16 protein-coding genes are annotated in these 16,565 nt (G+C 29.6%); 3 read left to right on the top strand and 13 right to left on the bottom strand.

Annotation, left to right across the window (positions count from 1 at the left end; all coding sequences use genetic code 11):
• Positions 1 to 43: 43 nt before the first annotated feature.
• The 5 genes from ACW9UN_RS05305 to ade form a co-directional block, all read right to left on the bottom strand.
• Positions 44 to 1,294: a tetratricopeptide repeat protein gene (locus tag ACW9UN_RS05305; protein WP_459484560.1), complete on the bottom strand. Its 1,251-nt coding sequence runs from the start codon at positions 1,292 to 1,294 to the stop codon at positions 44 to 46.
• A gap of 7 nt (positions 1,295 to 1,301) precedes the next feature.
• Entirely contained in the window at positions 1,302 to 2,858 is a 1,557-nt protein-coding gene (locus tag ACW9UN_RS05300) for a M56 family metallopeptidase (protein WP_459484557.1), read from the bottom strand.
• Between the two features lie 131 nt (positions 2,859 to 2,989).
• The gene (locus ACW9UN_RS05295) at positions 2,990 to 3,352 is read right to left on the bottom strand and encodes a BlaI/MecI/CopY family transcriptional regulator (RefSeq protein WP_459484555.1); all 363 of its coding nucleotides are present in this window, start codon (positions 3,350 to 3,352) and stop codon (positions 2,990 to 2,992) included.
• Positions 3,353 to 3,531: 179 nt separating this feature from the next.
• Entirely contained in the window at positions 3,532 to 4,122 is a 591-nt protein-coding gene (locus tag ACW9UN_RS05290) for a PhnA domain-containing protein (protein WP_459484553.1), read from the bottom strand.
• 39 nt (positions 4,123 to 4,161) lie between these two features.
• Positions 4,162 to 5,784 carry an adenine deaminase gene (ade, locus tag ACW9UN_RS05285; RefSeq protein WP_459484552.1) on the bottom strand — a complete coding sequence of 541 codons (1,623 nt, stop codon included), beginning with the start codon at positions 5,782 to 5,784 and terminating at the stop codon, positions 4,162 to 4,164.
• 122 nt (positions 5,785 to 5,906) lie between these two features.
• Between ade and ACW9UN_RS05280 the strand changes: the two genes are divergently transcribed.
• A complete protein-coding gene (locus ACW9UN_RS05280) occupies positions 5,907 to 6,614 on the top strand; it encodes a peptidoglycan DD-metalloendopeptidase family protein (protein WP_459484550.1) in 708 nt (235 codons plus the stop codon).
• Positions 6,615 to 6,755: 141 nt separating this feature from the next.
• On the top strand, positions 6,756 to 10,028 hold the full coding sequence (locus ACW9UN_RS05275) for an amidohydrolase family protein (RefSeq protein ID WP_459484548.1): 3,273 nt from the start codon (positions 6,756 to 6,758) through the stop codon (positions 10,026 to 10,028).
• Between the two features lie 206 nt (positions 10,029 to 10,234).
• Here ACW9UN_RS05275 and ACW9UN_RS05270 read toward each other — a convergent pair whose 3' ends face one another.
• The 4 genes from ACW9UN_RS05270 to ACW9UN_RS05255 all read right to left on the bottom strand — a co-directional run bounded on the left by ACW9UN_RS05270 (position 10,235) and on the right by ACW9UN_RS05255 (position 12,360).
• A complete protein-coding gene (locus ACW9UN_RS05270) occupies positions 10,235 to 10,831 on the bottom strand; it encodes a mobile mystery protein B (RefSeq protein ID WP_459484546.1) in 597 nt (198 codons plus the stop codon).
• On the bottom strand, positions 10,822 to 11,283 hold the full coding sequence (locus tag ACW9UN_RS05265; RefSeq protein WP_459484544.1) for a mobile mystery protein A: 462 nt from the start codon (positions 11,281 to 11,283) through the stop codon (positions 10,822 to 10,824). The genes ACW9UN_RS05270 and ACW9UN_RS05265 overlap by 10 nt, the downstream gene beginning before the upstream one ends.
• Before the next feature lie 149 nt (positions 11,284 to 11,432).
• Positions 11,433 to 11,990 (bottom strand): 5-formyltetrahydrofolate cyclo-ligase, encoded by a 558-nt coding sequence (locus ACW9UN_RS05260; protein ID WP_459484542.1) that lies wholly within the window; start codon positions 11,988 to 11,990, stop codon positions 11,433 to 11,435.
• A 1-nt stretch (position 11,991) separates the two neighbouring features.
• Positions 11,992 to 12,360 carry an MmcQ/YjbR family DNA-binding protein gene (locus ACW9UN_RS05255; protein ID WP_459484539.1) on the bottom strand — a complete coding sequence of 123 codons (369 nt, stop codon included), beginning with the start codon at positions 12,358 to 12,360 and terminating at the stop codon, positions 11,992 to 11,994.
• A gap of 59 nt (positions 12,361 to 12,419) precedes the next feature.
• Between ACW9UN_RS05255 and ACW9UN_RS05250 the strand changes: the two genes are divergently transcribed.
• Positions 12,420 to 13,400, top strand: a complete 981-nt coding sequence (locus ACW9UN_RS05250) for a CorA family divalent cation transporter (RefSeq protein ID WP_459484537.1) — start codon at positions 12,420 to 12,422, stop codon at positions 13,398 to 13,400.
• 271 nt (positions 13,401 to 13,671) lie between these two features.
• Here ACW9UN_RS05250 and ACW9UN_RS05245 read toward each other — a convergent pair whose 3' ends face one another.
• The 4 genes from ACW9UN_RS05245 to ACW9UN_RS05230 all read right to left on the bottom strand — a co-directional run bounded on the left by ACW9UN_RS05245 (position 13,672) and on the right by ACW9UN_RS05230 (position 16,472).
• Positions 13,672 to 14,421, bottom strand: a complete 750-nt coding sequence (locus ACW9UN_RS05245; RefSeq protein ID WP_459484536.1) for a cyclase family protein — start codon at positions 14,419 to 14,421, stop codon at positions 13,672 to 13,674.
• Between the two features lie 117 nt (positions 14,422 to 14,538).
• Complete coding sequence (hemW, locus tag ACW9UN_RS05240) at positions 14,539 to 15,729, bottom strand: radical SAM family heme chaperone HemW (protein WP_459484534.1); 1,191 nt, start codon at positions 15,727 to 15,729, stop codon at positions 14,539 to 14,541.
• 7 nt (positions 15,730 to 15,736) lie between these two features.
• Positions 15,737 to 16,336, bottom strand: a complete 600-nt coding sequence (gene ruvC, locus ACW9UN_RS05235) for a crossover junction endodeoxyribonuclease RuvC (RefSeq protein WP_459484533.1) — start codon at positions 16,334 to 16,336, stop codon at positions 15,737 to 15,739.
• 4 nt (positions 16,337 to 16,340) lie between these two features.
• The gene (locus tag ACW9UN_RS05230) at positions 16,341 to 16,472 is read right to left on the bottom strand and encodes a hypothetical protein (protein WP_459484531.1); all 132 of its coding nucleotides are present in this window, start codon (positions 16,470 to 16,472) and stop codon (positions 16,341 to 16,343) included.
• Between the last annotated feature and the right edge of the window lie 93 nt (positions 16,473 to 16,565).

Below are 16,565 nucleotides of genomic sequence, written 5' to 3'. Positions count from 1 at the left end.
ATATCCTTATTTATGGCGTGAAATTACTAAAATTTAACGACTTCTATTTTAAAGTTTCACCCTTCATAAAATACGCTTTTTTAATGTCTTTGATTCTTCGTTTTACAAAGGCAGTGATTACATCATCTTTATCGTAAAAGGTTTCTATGTAGTTAATATAGTGTTTGTACGCTATTTTTTTATCTTTATAATAATCATCTGAAGTTTTAGCCAATTGATATAATGCTTTATAATTTCTTCTGTTTTCTTTAAAGGCTTCTTGAAATGCATTTATGGCTTGTTTGGGTTTGTTGGTAGCTAAAAACATGGTACCTAACCCCAAATATTCTTCATCTCTTTTGTCTTTTCCTTTATAGGTAGCCATCATGTAGTTGAACATTGCACTTCGATACTCTTTTTCAATCATGGCAATATGACCTAAATACGTATTGGCTTTAAAATCTTCTCTGTCTTTAAAAGATAATTTTTTAAAGTACTTTTTTGCTTTATCCAAACTATCCATTTTAAAATAAACTCTGCCTAACATAGAAATACTATAGGTATCTTTTCTATCAATGGTGTCTAAATGTAATAAATACGGAATGGCTTCTTTATAATTTTTATCTCTATATAGTTGATTGATTTTTAACTTATTTAAATCGATATGATTTTTATTTAACGCCAAGCCTTTACTGACAAATAACTGTGTAGAATCTCTATCTTTTAATGTATTGAAACTTTTAGCCAATCTTGCAATAGCATTAAAATGTGTGGTATCTTTTATATAAGTGGTGATAAAACTATTGATCATTGGGTCTCTTTTGCCTTGTAAAGCATAAGCCAAACCTAAATGATAACTATAATTGGCATTAGATTCATCTTGAGAAATTAAGTATTGAAAAGTTTTTTCAGCTTTTATGGCTTTTCTGTTGATGATATAAAGTTTCCCCAATTGATATTGTAGCACCAAGTTCAAGGAATCTTTAGCTAAAATTTCTTCATAAATGGGGATGGCTTTTTTTGATAATTTCAACGCACGATAATTCTTTGCTAATTTTAATTTTGCCTTTTCATCATCTTTAAAAGTGATGGCTTTTTCTAAAAAATACGCTGCTTTTTTATAATTATCTATAGATTCGTAAATAACTGCTTTTTTGTAGTTTGATAAAAATGAAGCTCCTTTGGCATCTAATTCTTGTAAAGCAAGTTTATACCTACCTTTGGCAAACAAACTGTCAGCAACAGAAAAAGTTGAAGTTTGCGCTTCAACTTTTACAATTGCAAATAGTAATATAAATAAAATCTTCTTTTTCATAAATCGTTTATTCTATAAATAAGGTAAAAGGTATTGCATATTTTACGGTTATATTTTTTCCTTGGTGTTCTCCAGGAGTCATTTTAGGTAATGAATTCATCACATTTAAAACTTCATTTTTAATTTCTTCATGTGGTGCTCTAGCTTTTACATCTACTACATTACCTTCTTTATCTATGTTAAAAGCAATAAATACTCTTTTTCTACCTTTTGATAAGCCCAATTTTTTAGGCAAATCCGCATCAAAATTCTTTGCGAAATGTTTTTGTATACTTTTTGAAAAACAATCTTTATCTCCATCTTCACAGCCTGGGAAAGTTGGTCCTTGATCAATAGTCATAAATGAAACTTCTTCTGTTTCTATTACTTCTTTTTCAACCTCATTTCTTAACTTTTCCATATCAATAATACTGGCTATAACTTTTCTTCCATTTTTATGACGATACAATTTAAGAGTTGTTAATCTTGCCAATCTAGAATCTGAATTATTTATTTTATTTATTTGAAATTCATACTCTTCTGCTTCTTCAAAAGTTAAATCCCCGAAAGTAATTTCGTTCCAATCAGGAGGAGTTGTGCCTATAAATATATCAAGATAGCTTGTTTTTTCAGATTTTCTAATTTTAATTTTACCGTCTGCTAACTTTGTGTATCTAATTTGTTTTTGTTTTACTGAAATTTTATTTTCAGAAATATTTGCGTTTTCATCAGCGCAAGAAGTATAAAACAACATACTTATTAAAACTGGAACTAATACCAAATACTTTAACTGATTCATTTCTTTAGATTGATTCTTTTTCATCATAATGATTCTTTTTTTAATTAAACTTTTTTTATAAAATTGATTTACAAACTCAATATTTTCTACCTGAAAAAAACTAGACAATAAGCTATTGATATAACTTTCTTTGGTTTCTGATTTGGCTACAACCGCATCAGAAATGTATTCGTGTACTAAGGTGATTCGCTTTTGATAGAAATAAATCATTGGGTTAAACCACATTGTAATTTTTAGTAACTCAAACAACAATAAATCTAAAGAATGCTTTTGTTGACTGTGCACCAACTCGTGCTGAATGACCTTTTCTTGTTGTTCTTTTGGAACTTCCTCCCCTAAAAAAATGTAGTTGAAAAACGAAAATGCTTTGGCTTGATTCGGAATAAATACCAAGATAAAATCAGATTTTCTAATGCTTTCATTTTTTTTGATAAATGAGACAATCTTCATCAATTTTATCAAAAATAAAATCAAGAAAAATGCAACACCAACCCAAAACAAGATGCTTACATAATTGATAGATTGTTCGATATTTGTTGTTTGAATCGTTTGCTGTATGACCTTATCAGGATTTAAAACAATTTCTGGTAATTGTATGACAAATTCTTGTGGAACCGCTTTTTGAAAGGTTGGTATTTTTATCAATGGTAACAAAAAAGACAACATTGGTGTACTTAATAAATACCATCTATTTTTGGTAAAAAAGGTTTCCTTACTTAAAAATAAATCATACACTACCAAAAACAATATTTGGAATAAGATGACTTGGAGGATGTAATTGATCATAGTTATTTATTTTATTTTTATACTTGTCATTTCGACCTTGTGGAGAAATCTAGTTGCACAATGATTTCTCAATTTCACTGCGTTTCATTCGAAATGAAAGCGTTAACTGTAAACTGAATACTGAAAAACTGTTACTCTTTTTTATTCACTTCTTTTAAAATAGATTCTAATTCACTAACATCCATATTGTTTTCTTTTACAAAAAAAGACACCAAACTTTTAAAGGATCCATTAAAGTAACCGTTCATTAATTTATGTAAACTTTGGTTGCTATACGTTTCTTTTTCTACAATTGGGTAATACACATAACCTCTGCCTTTTGCTTTGTGTGCCACAAATTCTTTGGTTTCTAAAATTCTAATAATGGTAGAAACTGTATTGTAAGCGGGTTTAGGTTCTGGTAATTTTTCTATGATTTCTTTTACAGAAGATTCTTCTAAATCCCATAAAACTTGCATAATCTGCTCTTCTGCTTTTGTTAATTGTTTTTGCATAATTTTCAACTAAATTTTTAGTTTTATAAAACAAATATAGCAAAAAATATTATTTAAACTAATTATTTAGTTGAAAAATGATTTTTATTTTTTTTGATTAAAAATTTTAAATCAAAAAAAAGGGTTTGAAATTCACATGAAATTCCAAACCCTTTTTTAAAAATGTTAAAAGAAATCGATTATTCCTTTTCTGCCATTTTCTTAACATAATCTGTAATAATTACAATTTGTGTAGGTCCAACTTTACCCTCAATATATTTTGCATTTTCGTGATCTAAAGAAATTCTACGTACTGCAGTTCCTTGTTTTGCAACCATACTAGAACCTTTTACTTTTAAATCTTTTATCAACACAACAGAATCGCCTGCTTGTAAAATTGCACCATTTGCATCTCTATGAATTATTTTTTCGCTTTCAGATAAATGATCTCCAGATTCTTTTGCATAGCGAATTTCATCATCTTCTAAATACATCATCCCTAACAAATCTTGTGGCCAACCTTCGTTTTTTAAACGATGTAACATTCGCCAAACTGTAACTTTTACAGGCGTAAATTCGCTCCACATAGAATCATTTAAACAACGCCAATGATTTGCGTCTACTTCTTCAGGATTTTCAATTTGAGTTACACAAGTTTCGCAAGCTAAAATACTACCATCAAAACCTCCTGTAGAAACTGGTTTCACTTCGTAAATAGTTAAATTATTTGTTGCTGCACACAATTCGCATTGGTTACCACTTCTTTTTTCTAAATCTTGTTGTAAACTCATTATTGTTTTTTAGTTGATGTTGGCAAATGTACTATTCTTTTATGCAATTTCTAATGATGTAAACTGAAAACTAGTTCCATCAAACAAACCTTTATCAGAAAGCTTTAAAGCAGGTATTACCAACAACGCCATAAACGATAAACTCATATAAGGTGCTCTTAATTTACTACCCATTTCTTTGGCCATTTTATCTAATTCTGCATAAGATTTTCCAATTTCATTTGCAGGTTTATCAGACATAATTCCAGCAACTGGTAATGAAACAATTTTTTCTTTGGATGATGTTACAGCACAAACTCCACCTCTATTTTCGATGATTAAATTTACAGCTTTGCAAATCATTTCATCAGAAACACCAATGGCTATAATGTTATGAGAATCGTGCCCAACAGAACTTGCAATGGCGCCTTCTTTTAATCCAAAATTTTTGATAAATGCTATTGATGGTTTAGCATTTTTATAACGATTCACAACCGTCATTTTTAAAACATCAGTTTTAGTGTTCGAAACTAAATTTCCATCTTCAATTAAAGATGCTGCCTCTTTTTGATTTGTAACTAATTCGCCATCTAAAGCTTCAATCACTCTAATTTTTTCAGAGGATGATGCAAACCTAAATTCTTCTACTTTCTTTTTATCCGTATTAAAATTATTCAATACTTCGAAGTCAACATCTTTTACAAATGAGTTTCCATTTTTGGCAACTAATTCACCATTAATGTAGGTTTCTAAAACGTTGAATTTCTCTAAACTATCAACCACAACAAAATCAGCAAAATCACCTTTTTGTAATACACCCACATCTAAATTATAATGTTTTACAGGGTTTACACAAGCCGCTTGCAATACTTTAAAAACATCAATTCCCTTTGCAACTGCTCTTTTACACAATTGGTTGATGTGCCCCAACAACAAATCATCTGGATGTTTATCATCTGAACAAAACATCATATTTTCGTAATTATCTGCTAACAAATCAATCAAGGCTTCAAAATTTTTGGCAGCAGAACCTTCTCTAATAATTACTTTCATTCCTTTTTCTAGTTTCTCTTTGGCTTCATCAAAAGAAAAACATTCATGATCTGTAGAAATTCCTGCAGCAATATATTTTGTAGCATCATCACCTCGTAAACCTGGTGCATGGCCATCTATGGGTTTATTGTTATTTTTTGCGTGATTTATTTTAGTTAAAACTTCTGCATCATCGAACAAAACACCAGGATAATTCATCATTTCTGCCAAATATTTAATGTCTGGGTTTTCCATCATTTTTTTGATGTCGTCTGCATTAATAACAGCTCCTGCACTTTCAAAAGAAGTGGCTGGCACACAACTTGGTGCTCCAAAATTAAATTTTAACGGTACTTTTTTTCCGTTTTCAATCATAAAATCCACACCTTTTACACCCAAAACATTGGCAATTTCATGCGGATCTGAAACAGTAGCAACTGTGCCATGTACAACTGCAATTTTAGCAAATTCTGATGGTACTAACATTGAGCTTTCTATATGAATATGCGCATCTATAAAACCGGGTAAAATATAATTTTCGTTAGTATGATTTGCTTTACGAATAGCGACAATCTTATCATTTTTTACCTCAACTTCTCCTTTAAAAATGGTTTTATTCTGAATATCGACAATGTTTCCTTGTACTATCATTTTTTTGCTTTTACACAAAACTACAAATAATAAAAAAGGATTTGCATTTGGATAAAAAAAATATGCAAATTGCTTGTAAAAAAACTGTATTGTAGATTTAGACCAAAGTATTATTTTTGAATATGGATGAAAAACTACAGTATCAAAATTTTATGAATTGGGCCAAAACCCAACAATTTTCTTTAAAAGAATTATTTCCAACTGTTCAAAAGGAAGAACTTTGTCATATAGATTTAAGCATTTCTAACTCCACTGTAAAAACGGAAGCTGAGTTCAATAATCCAACTTTTTTTGAAGCTAAATTGTTAGAAATCCAAAATCAACATCCAAATAAAATTATTGCTGGTGGTTATTTAGAAAAACGTGCTTTGTATACTTCTGATATTTATGAAGCCGAAAATTCATCAGAAAAAAGAAATATTCATTTGGGTGTCGATTTTTGGTTGCCAGAAAAAACGGCAGTTCATTCCATTTTAGAAGGCAAAATTGTTTGTGCTATTCATCAAAAAGATTTAAAAGGTTATGGTGGATTTATCATTTTAAAACATCAAATAAACCAAGTTGAATTTTATACTTTATATGGACATTTATCTAAAGAAAGCACCTTAAAACATAGCATTGGCAACATATTAAAAGTTGGTGATAAAATAGGTGATTTAGGAAATTACTCAGAAAATGGTGAGTGGGTGCCTCATTTACACTTTCAAGTAATACTCTCATTATTAGAGTATAAAAACGATTTTCCTGGTGTGGTTTTAGAAAGTGAACTTGACTATTGGAAAATGATTTGCCCAAATCCTAATTTATTATTTAAAATTTCTTCTTTGTAAAAAACAAGACACGGATTTCACAGATTTACACAGATTTTTATTCACAATAAATCATTTATCCGTGAAAATCTGTGAAATCCGTGTCAAAAAATCTAAAATAATAGTCTTACATTTAGCAAGTACAATTTTTAACTAAGATCAATGATGACTAAAAATATATTACTTCTGCTTTGCTTAGCGTTTTCGATACAAATCAATTCGCAAGAAAAACCTAAAAAATGGGATGTAAACAATCCTCATGAAACGTGGAGATACAATTCTTTTCAATTGAATACTACAGAAGGTACTTGGATGAATTTAGATGTTTCGCCAGATGGAAAAACCATAGTTTTCGATTTGTTAGGTGATATTTACAAAATGCCAATTTCTGGTGGTACAACTACTATTTTGCGTTCGGGCTTGGCATACGAAGTGCAACCAAGATTTAGCCCAAATGGAAAATACATTTCGTTTACAAGTGATGCTGAAGGTGGTAATAATATTTGGGTGATGAAAGCAAATGGTAATGATGCAAAATCAATTACCAAAGAAAAATATAGATTACTAAACAATGCAGTTTGGACACCAGATGGAAAATCTTTAGTGGCCAGAAAACACTACACTTCTCAACGTTCTGTAGGTGCAGGAGAAATGTGGCAATATCCACTTTCTGGAGCAGCAGGTTTGCAATTAACCAAAAGAAAAAACGATCAACAAGATGTAAATGATCCATCAATATCTCCTGATGGAAAATATTTGTATTATGCAGAAGACATGTATCCTGGAGGATATTTTCAATACAATAAAGATCCTAATCAACAGATTTATGTAATAAAACGTTACAATTTTGAAACTGGAGAAATTGAGCAAATTACAGGTGGTCCTGGAGGTGCAGCAAGACCTGTAATTTCTAAAAATGGTAAATTATTAGCTTTTGTAAAACGTGTAAGAACAAAGTCAGTTTTATACATTCACGAATTAGAAACAGGTAAAGAGTGGCCTATTTATGAGAATTTGAGCAAAGACCAAAGTGAAGCTTGGGCTGTATTTGGTGTATATCCTCATTTTGCTTGGATGCCAGATAGTAAAGACATTATCATTTGGGCGCAAGGTAAAATTAACAGAATAAATATTGAAACAAAACAGATTCAAAATATTCCTTTTGAGGTTGATGAAGAAATTAAATTAGCAAAAACACACAGCGTAAAAAGAAAGGTTTTTACAGAACAATTTACATCAAAAATGATTAAAGATGTGCAAACTTCTCCTGATGAAAAAACGATAGTTTTTACTGCTTTAGGACATATTTATAAAAAAGTTTTACCAGATGGAAAACCTACTAGAATTACAACTTTAACCGATTTTGAAGCAGAACCTCATTTTTCTGCTGATGGTAAATCAGTAGTATTTGTAACTTGGAATGATGAAGAATTAGGTGCAATTTATAGTGTAAATTTAGACGGAACCAACTTAACTAAAATCACCAAAGAAAAAGGAATTTACAGAACTCCTGCTTTTAATAGTGATGATTCTAAAATTGTATACAGAAAAGAATCTGGAAATGGAGATCAAGGTTTTGATTACACTAAGAAAACAGGAATTTATATTGCCAATGCTGATGGTACTAATGCTAAAAGAGTTTCTAAAAATGGAGAATTCCCAAGTTTTTCTGCAGATGATTCACGTATTTTCTTTCAAACTGGTGGTTCTTTTTTTGGTGGTTTAACCAAGAAATTAAAAAGTGTAGATTTAAATGGAAAAGAAGAAAGAAGTCATTTTTCATCAAAATTAGCCAATAGGTTAGTACCAAGTAACGATAATAAATTTATTGCTTTTATTCATTTACATAAATTGTATGTTGCTCCTTTTGTAAAGAACGGAAGTGAAATCAATCTAGATAACAATACCAATTCTTTTAACGTAGAAAGTTTGTCTAAAAACGCTGGTATTAATTTACATTGGGCAAAAAACGATTCTAAAGTATTCTGGACTTTGGGTGATGATTATGCATCAAAATCAATTGTAAACAATACAACAAATCCATTTGCAAAAACCAATTTAGCAGCAGATGAAGCAACAAGCATCAAAATAAACTTAACAGCAAAATCAGATGTTCCTGAAGGTAGAATTGCCTTTAAAAATGCCAGAATTATTACAATGAATGGTAATGAGGTTATTGAAGACGGAACAATTATCATCTATAAAAATAAAATTGAAAAGATTGGTAAAACCAATGATATTGATATTCCTGCTGATGCAAAAGTGTATAAAATGTTAGGCAAAACAATTATGCCTGGTATTGTAGATGTGCATGCACATGTTGGCGCTTTTAGAAACGGTTTAAGCACTCAAAAACACTGGCAATTTTATGCAAATTTGGCTTTCGGAGTGACTACTTCTCATGATCCTTCTGTGCATACAGCAGCCGCTTTTACCTTAGAAGAATTGCAAAAAAGTGGTCAATTAGTTGGCCCAAGAATGTTTTCAACAGGTTTTATTTTATATGGAGCAGAAGGCGATTTTAAAGCTGTTGTAAATAATTTAGACGATGCACGTTTTGCCATTGCAAGAACCAAAGCTTTTGGTGCAAAATCGATTAAAAGTTACAATCAACCCAGAAGAGAACAGCGTCAACAAATTATGCAAGCAGCTAGAGAATTGGGTGTAAATGTAGTGCCTGAAGGTGGTTCTAATTTTTTCTCTAACATGTCTATGATTTTTGATGGGCATACAGGAATTGAACATAACATTCCTGTAAATCCTGTGTATAAAGATGTAATATCACTTTGGAAAAACAGTAAAACTGGTTATACACCTACTTTAATTGTAAATTATGGAGGTATGAATGGTGAGTTCGAATGGTATCAAAAAACAAATGTTTGGGAAAACAAAACCTTACTGAAATACACACCTAGATATGTGGTAGATACACGTTCTAGACACAGAACTATGATACCTGAAGAAGAATATAAAAACGGACATGTTTTAACTTCTGAAACAGTTACAGCTTTGGCTAAAGAAGGTGTAAAAGTAAATTTAGGCGCACATGGCCAATTACAAGGTTTAGGTGCGCATTGGGAATTATGGATGCTACAACAAGGTGGTTTAAGCAATCTAGAAGCCTTAAAAGCTGCCACAATAAATGGTGCAAATTATATTGGTGTTGCTGATGAAATTGGTTCTTTAGAAAAAGGAAAATTGGCAGATTTAATTATACTTGATAAAAATCCTTTAGAAGATATTAAAAACTCTAATTCAGTGATTTACACAATGGTAAATGGGCGTTTGTATGATGTTGATACCATGAACGAAATTGGTAATTACGATAAGAAAAGAACCCAGTTTTATTTTGAAATGGATGGCTATAATCAAGGAGTTCCTTTTAACACAAAAACCAATAGTTTTACAACTCCAACTTGTAGTTGTCATGAGTAATTCAAAATTAGACTTCTAATATATCTGAATAAAAGTAAAATTTAGAATGTCTTTCTGAGTTTGTCAAAGAATAAATTATAGTCTTCGACAAGCTCAGACTGACAGACTTTAAGTTAATTTTTTTTTACTTGGATAAATAACATCATCTAAAACTAATATCATATTGATTAAGGTTTTTAATATTAAAAATTAACAAGAAGAAGCAATTAGTTTTTAGCGAATGATAATAAAGGCATTATATCTCCATTATCTGCAGTTTTCAATGCGCTTATATATTTTTTCCTTGTTTCATCTGCTTTCACCATATTCGACTTATGCCAACTAAAAATTTCTTGAGCAAAAATGGATTCCATAATAATATCAGCCATTAGTCTTGAATGCCGTCCATTTCCATTCGGAAAACAGTGAATAGATACAATTCTATGTTTAAATCTGATTGCAATTTCATCAGGTGAATAAGTTTTATTTTCTATCCAAAAATTGGTATCATCAAACAAATTTTTTAATTCAATTGCTATTGATGTCCATTTTGTTCCAATATTCTTATCAGTTCTTCTAAATTTACCTGCCCATTTCCAAACATCAGCATACATCTTTTTATGCAAATTTTTTATAAATTTTTCAGTTAATATATTTTCAGGGTTTAAATTTGTTTTAATAATCCATTCTACTGCTTTTTCTATATTTAATTGTTCAAATTCGTTGAGTTCTCTTTGTGTAGTAATCGATTTTATTTTAAGACCTTCCTTTTCTTCTTCATCTAAAGGAGTTTGTCCTTCATTGTAATTTAAATCTAATCCCATAATGATTTGCTCATTTCCCTCTTTAATTCATCTGCCAAATCATTAATCGATTCTTCAATTTTTTTTTCACTTATAGCTTGATCTTCTAATTTCATATTTTGATTTGTTCTCAAAACAATTTTACGTGCAAGCTTTTCTGCCTTTAAACTAATTAAATTTTCAATGGTACCATCCTCAGGAACAAATCCATAAATAAATTTCATATTTAAAGCTCTACCTGCATCTTTTAATTTATTTATTGTTATTTGACCTGTAGCTTCTCGTTCTTCAATTTTTTGAATTCCGCCTTTCGTCAAATTTAATTTCATCCCTAATTGTTCTCTTGTCATATTAAGAGAAGTTCTAATAGTATTAACCCAACCTTTTGAAGGAACTAAAATCTTTTCTGCTTCTTTAAAATGGATTAATTTTTCATCCAATTGTGCTATGAGTAGTTTATTTTTGTTTCTCATCTTATAAAATATTATACATATAGGTATATAATTTTCAATAAATGTATACATATAAGTATATAAAAACAAATTTATTTATACATATATGTCTAAATAAATAAAATTAAAGATACATATAAGTATATTTTATTTTAAACTAAAGTTAGTGTTCAGCAAGATTTCTTTGGATAAATAACCTCATCTAAAGCAACATCAAAGGGATTAACATCAGAAATATTCGAAATAGGTTTAAAGAAATTTAAACCTATTTTTTTTACGTCTTTTCTACAATTCGATAAAAATCGATCGTAAAAACCTTTACCATATCCAACTCTGTAGCCCAATTCATCAGAAATTAAAAGAGGTACAAAAACCAAATCTATTGCTGTTTCTAAAACTTGTTCTGCATTTTTGGGTTCAGGAATTCCGTATGTATTTACTTCTATTTCTGTGTCTTTTTCTAAGTAAAAATGAGTTAAGCTATTGTTTGTAAAATCGCTTTTAGAAACTACAATTTTTATTTTTTTATCTCTAAAATAATCAATAATTGGTTTTGTATCAATCTCTTTAAACTTTTCTAGCGAAAGAAAAATATGAATGGTTTTAATGTTAGAAATATCCAAATCATAAATTTGATTGTAGATATCTTCTTGAAACTGACGAATTTCATCCGAAGATAAATTTTTCCTTTTATGTTTGTATATTTTTCTGAGTTCAGCTTTTTTCATTTTACAAATTAGCCAATTCAGCTTTTGCTTTTTTAGTTAAACCTTGCACAACCAAATCGTAAGAATGATGTATCAACTCAAAAATTAATTCATCAGAAACATCTGCAGTGTTAATTTTTACGGTGTTCCAATGTTTTTTGTTCATATGAAAACCTGGGTAAATACCTTCATATTCAGCACGCAATTCTAAAGCCTTTTCAGGGTTACATTTTAGGTTGATTTTCTGCTCGCCTTTTTCCCAATGATTTAAGCCAACCAAAGCAAACATTTTGTTCATCACCTTAAAAACAAGCGTAACATTATCAAAAGGAAAATGTTCAGTTACGCCTTTTTTAGCCATACAAAAATCTCGTAATTGTTCTATGTGCATTTTAGTTGTTGGTTTTAAAAAAGTATCTTTATAAAACCAAATCTACAATTAATTTTAAAATGGAGAAGGATTTTTTAAAACAGACATCGCTAATTAGTTATTCTGTAAATCATTATCAAAAGAATACTTACAATGCGATTTCTGACATTATTTTATCGAATAAAACACCTTCTACAGAATGGGTAAATACTTATGGAAACAAGTATTCAGAAATTTTTAAAACTATTGTAAACCACAATAAATTAGACGATTTTTTGATCAAATTATTTATGGATGATGAGCATTCTAATAAAGTTATTTTGTTAGACGATTTGGTGTTTGTGTCTACTCGTGTTTTAATTACCAACAGCGAAACTTTAGAGTCTGAACAAATGCTTTTTGTAGTTTCTTCTAGTTATTTATGGAGTATTCAAGAAAAAGAAGGCGATTATTTTGATTGGATTCGTGAGCGTTTAGAAGCCAATAAAGGCATTGTTAGAAAAAAGAAAACAGATTATTTATTGTTTTTAATTTTAGAATCGATTGTAGATAATTATCAGGAAACGTATCAAAAAAATGCAGCTTTAAGTGCAGATAAATTAAACTCTACTCAGATAAAACCAACTCCAGAATTTACTGCTGCAGTAGAAAAAAGAAAGCAAGAATTGTTCAATTTTAAAAAAGCAACTTTAAGTTTAAGAGATACAATCATTAAACTCGAAAAAATAGAAATTGATCATTTTGATATCAAATATTTTAGCGAATTAAAAGAACAAACCAATAATTTAACTGCGAATATAGATTTTGAATTGCAAGAATTAGAAAGTAAGATAAACCTGATCTTTAGTATACAAGGTCATAGATTAAATGAGGTGATGAAAACCTTAACAATCTTTTCTGTAATCTTTATTCCGCTTACTTTTTTGGCAGGTATTTACGGAATGAATTTTGAAAACATCCCTGAATTAAAATACAAGAATGGTTATTTTATTTTGTTAGGTAGTATGGTTTTGGTAACTGCCATTGCTGTTTGGTATTTTAAACGTAAAAAGTGGTTTTAATTTTCCTTTTTAACAACGATTAGTTTTATCAGAAAAATTAATGAAATTAGGCTAAATAAAAAGGCAGCACATTTGGCAATATGAATCAATAGATAATATCCAAAGGCATAGGAATTGTTACTTGTTACTAATAAATTGAGTAGGTTTTTTATATTTTCTGAAAACTCCATATATAAATAAATACAAAGCGAAGTTATAAACACAAGCAAAAGTCTGGTATTTTTAAGAAGTGCTTTCATCAACAAAAAACCTTTTTTACAAAAGCAAAAAATTACTTTATAATTTCATACAGAACTGGTTTACTTGGTGTAGCATCATTCTCAAAAGGTGCAATCATTAAGTTTAATAAATACTCACCATCTTCTACAGAATTTGGTACATAAATAAACTCTGTAATGGTAGCATCCATTCTAATTTCTCCTGCTGTATTCCAAAACGCATTGTGCGATAAAAGTTTACCATCATCTTTTTCTTTATCTACAGAAGGTAAATCTATAAGCAAATGTTTAATCCCTTTTTCTCTTAAATAAATGGCCGCTTTTTCTGATAAATACGTAGGATTTGTATTCGAATATTCCATACTTTTTTTATCCTCTAAATTGGGCAATGTACGAATAACAATGGCATCTCTTTTTTTGTTTTTTAAAGCAGTTTTTAATTGTTTTACGCCAATTAAAAAATCGCCATTATGAAACAAAGGAGCAATAGTAACCACTTCTGCTAAAAAAATAAAATACTTTAAATTCTTATTTACAGAATGTACTTCTTTGGTAATATGCCCCACACATTCTGTATGTGTTATGTGCGAATGTGGATTAAAATGAATACTGTTAAAGTTAACCACAGCTCCATTTGCAACACTTATTTCATAACCTTCTTGGGTTTCTGCAGAAATTTTTGGCCCATCTGTATACCAAGCATTTACATTTTTTTTAGACGAATCAATAGGAATTGAAATGTCTATAGGATTAGAAATATCTACTATTATTTTTCTTGAGTTGTATTCTACTGTTGCTTTCATTTATGCTGAACTGATTTCAGTATTTTTTATTATAATTAATTACTTTCTTTTGATTTCTAGAACTGCTAAAAACAAATTGATACCTTATTTTAAAATGCTAATTTACAAATGCTTTTTTTAATGCAGCATAAATAAATCTGAAGCAATTCCATCTGATAAAAATTTACCTTTTTTTGTGGTTTTTAAAATTTGGTTTTCAATATACAATAATTCTTCGTTAATGTATTTTTTAGATTGATTTTCTAAATATGCTGCAAAATGAGCTCCAAAATCTTTACTAATTTTATCGATAGAAACTCCCCAAATAGTTCGTAAACCTGTCATAATATACTCATTATACCTGTCTGTTTTCGATAAAATCTCTCTTTCTATAGGAAGCTGATTTTGCTGAATTGCTTTTATATATTTTGCGTTATTTCTAACATTCCAACTTCGTTGATTTCCACTAAAAGAATGAGCAGAAGGACCAATACCTAAATACGGTTTGCCCAACCAATAAGCAGAATTGTTTTTACTAAAAAAACCTTCTTTACCAAAATTAGAAGTTTCATAATGTACAAAATTGGCTTTTTCTAATTCATCAATTAAAATATGAAATTGCTCTTGAGCTTTTTCGTCATCAACATTTTTAATAATTCCTTTTTGTATAAAATTTGCCAACGCAGTTTTTGGCTCAACTGTTAATGCATAACTCGAAATATGAGGAATTCCGAAACTTAAAGCAGTTGCAATATTTGTCATCCATTGCTCATTAGTACAATCTGGAATTCCGTAAATTAAATCCACAGAAATATTTTTAAAATATTGAGTTGCTAGCCTTAAACACTTTTTGGCTTCTGATGCATTGTGTGCTCTATTCATCAATTTTAAATCGTGTTCAAAAAACGATTGCACACCAATACTCAATCTGTTTATGGGTGATTTAGAAAGCTCAATTATTTTTTCTTCGGATAAATCATCCGGATTTGCTTCGAGCGTAATTTCTGGATGTTCTACAACAGTATGATTTTGATAAACAGCATTTACCAACTTTTCTATTTCTTTAGTTGATAACAAACTCGGAGTTCCACCACCAAAATAAATGGTTTCTATTGTTGATTGATTCAGCTCTTCTTTTCTAATTTCAATCTCTTTAATTAAACAAGCAATTAACTCCTCTTTCTTTTTTAATGATGTAGAAAAATGGAAATCGCAATAATAACAAGCTTGTTTGCAAAATGGGATGTGTATGTAGATTCCTGAAGCCTCTCCTAACCTCTCCAAAGGAGAGGAACTCTCTTCTTTATGGAAATTTATATTTTGATCCATTAAATTATTATTTCTTCTTCCTTAAATTTATTGTGAGAGAGTTTTTTGAGCCCCCTTTGGGGGTTTGGGGGCTATTCTGTTTTACAAAGCTAGCCCAACCCGAATAATTTTTACCACCAACAACTTTTCCTGAGTTATAATAATGGCAAACTGCAGCAGCCAAACCATCTGTAGCATCCAAATTTTTTGGTAATGATTTTAAGTTTAAAAGCGATTTTAACATTAAAGCCACTTGTTCTTTGCTTGCACTTCCATTACCTGTAATTGCCATTTTAATTTTTTTTGGCAAATATTCTGTTATAGGAATTTCTCTTGATAAACCAGCAGCCATTGCAACTCCTTGTGCTCTACCCAATTTTAACATAGATTGTACATTTTTACCAAAAAATGGGGCTTCAATGGCAATTTCATCTGGATGATAGGTATCTATAAGTTCTATTGTTCTTTCAAAAATGAGTTTTAATTTTAGGTAATGGTCGTCGTATTTTTTTAAGATCAATTCATTCATTTGAATAAATTCCATTTTTTTACCCACAACTTTTATAATTCCAAAACCCATTATTGTTGTTCCAGGGTCTATACCTAAAATAATTTTTTCTAGCGCCAAATAGTTAAAATAAAGATTTTAAAAGCGATTCTGCATTATACCATAAAAATAAAGCCAATGCTAATAATAAAATTAAAAAAAGCCCTTTTGTAGGTTTTGATTTTTTTTGTCTTCCAAATTTTCTTTTGAATTCCATTGCTTTAATTGTTGTTTTTAATTTAGATGTAAAGCTAGTAAATGTTATTGAGAGTTTTACTAATCTTAAGAGGATGTTATTTTCATAAAAAAA

Source organism: Polaribacter litoreus (genome assembly GCF_054584775.1).
This window is presented reverse-complemented; position numbering and strand designations above follow the sequence as displayed.

Bases quoted from the DNA above. Each gene is read 5' to 3' on its own strand.
- ACW9UN_RS05305 (WP_459484560.1), bottom strand. From the start codon at position 1,294: ATGAAAAAGAAGATTTTATTTATATTACTATTTGCAATTGTAAAAGTT.
- ACW9UN_RS05300 (WP_459484557.1), bottom strand. From the start codon at position 2,858: ATGATCAATTACATCCTCCAAGTCATCTTATTCCAAATATTGTTTTTG.
- ACW9UN_RS05295 (WP_459484555.1), bottom strand. From the start codon at position 3,352: ATGCAAAAACAATTAACAAAAGCAGAAGAGCAGATTATGCAAGTTTTA.
- ACW9UN_RS05290 (WP_459484553.1), bottom strand. From the start codon at position 4,122: ATGAGTTTACAACAAGATTTAGAAAAAAGAAGTGGTAACCAATGCGAA.
- ade (WP_459484552.1), bottom strand. From the start codon at position 5,784: ATGATAGTACAAGGAAACATTGTCGATATTCAGAATAAAACCATTTTT.
- ACW9UN_RS05280 (WP_459484550.1), top strand. From the start codon at position 5,907: ATGGATGAAAAACTACAGTATCAAAATTTTATGAATTGGGCCAAAACC.
- ACW9UN_RS05275 (WP_459484548.1), top strand. From the start codon at position 6,756: ATGATGACTAAAAATATATTACTTCTGCTTTGCTTAGCGTTTTCGATA.
- ACW9UN_RS05270 (WP_459484546.1), bottom strand. From the start codon at position 10,831: ATGGGATTAGATTTAAATTACAATGAAGGACAAACTCCTTTAGATGAA.
- ACW9UN_RS05265 (WP_459484544.1), bottom strand. From the start codon at position 11,283: ATGAGAAACAAAAATAAACTACTCATAGCACAATTGGATGAAAAATTA.
- ACW9UN_RS05260 (WP_459484542.1), bottom strand. From the start codon at position 11,990: ATGAAAAAAGCTGAACTCAGAAAAATATACAAACATAAAAGGAAAAAT.
- ACW9UN_RS05255 (WP_459484539.1), bottom strand. From the start codon at position 12,360: ATGCACATAGAACAATTACGAGATTTTTGTATGGCTAAAAAAGGCGTA.
- ACW9UN_RS05250 (WP_459484537.1), top strand. From the start codon at position 12,420: ATGGAGAAGGATTTTTTAAAACAGACATCGCTAATTAGTTATTCTGTA.
- ACW9UN_RS05245 (WP_459484536.1), bottom strand. From the start codon at position 14,421: ATGAAAGCAACAGTAGAATACAACTCAAGAAAAATAATAGTAGATATT.
- hemW (WP_459484534.1), bottom strand. From the start codon at position 15,729: ATGGATCAAAATATAAATTTCCATAAAGAAGAGAGTTCCTCTCCTTTG.
- ACW9UN_RS05230 (WP_459484531.1), bottom strand. From the start codon at position 16,472: ATGGAATTCAAAAGAAAATTTGGAAGACAAAAAAAATCAAAACCTACA.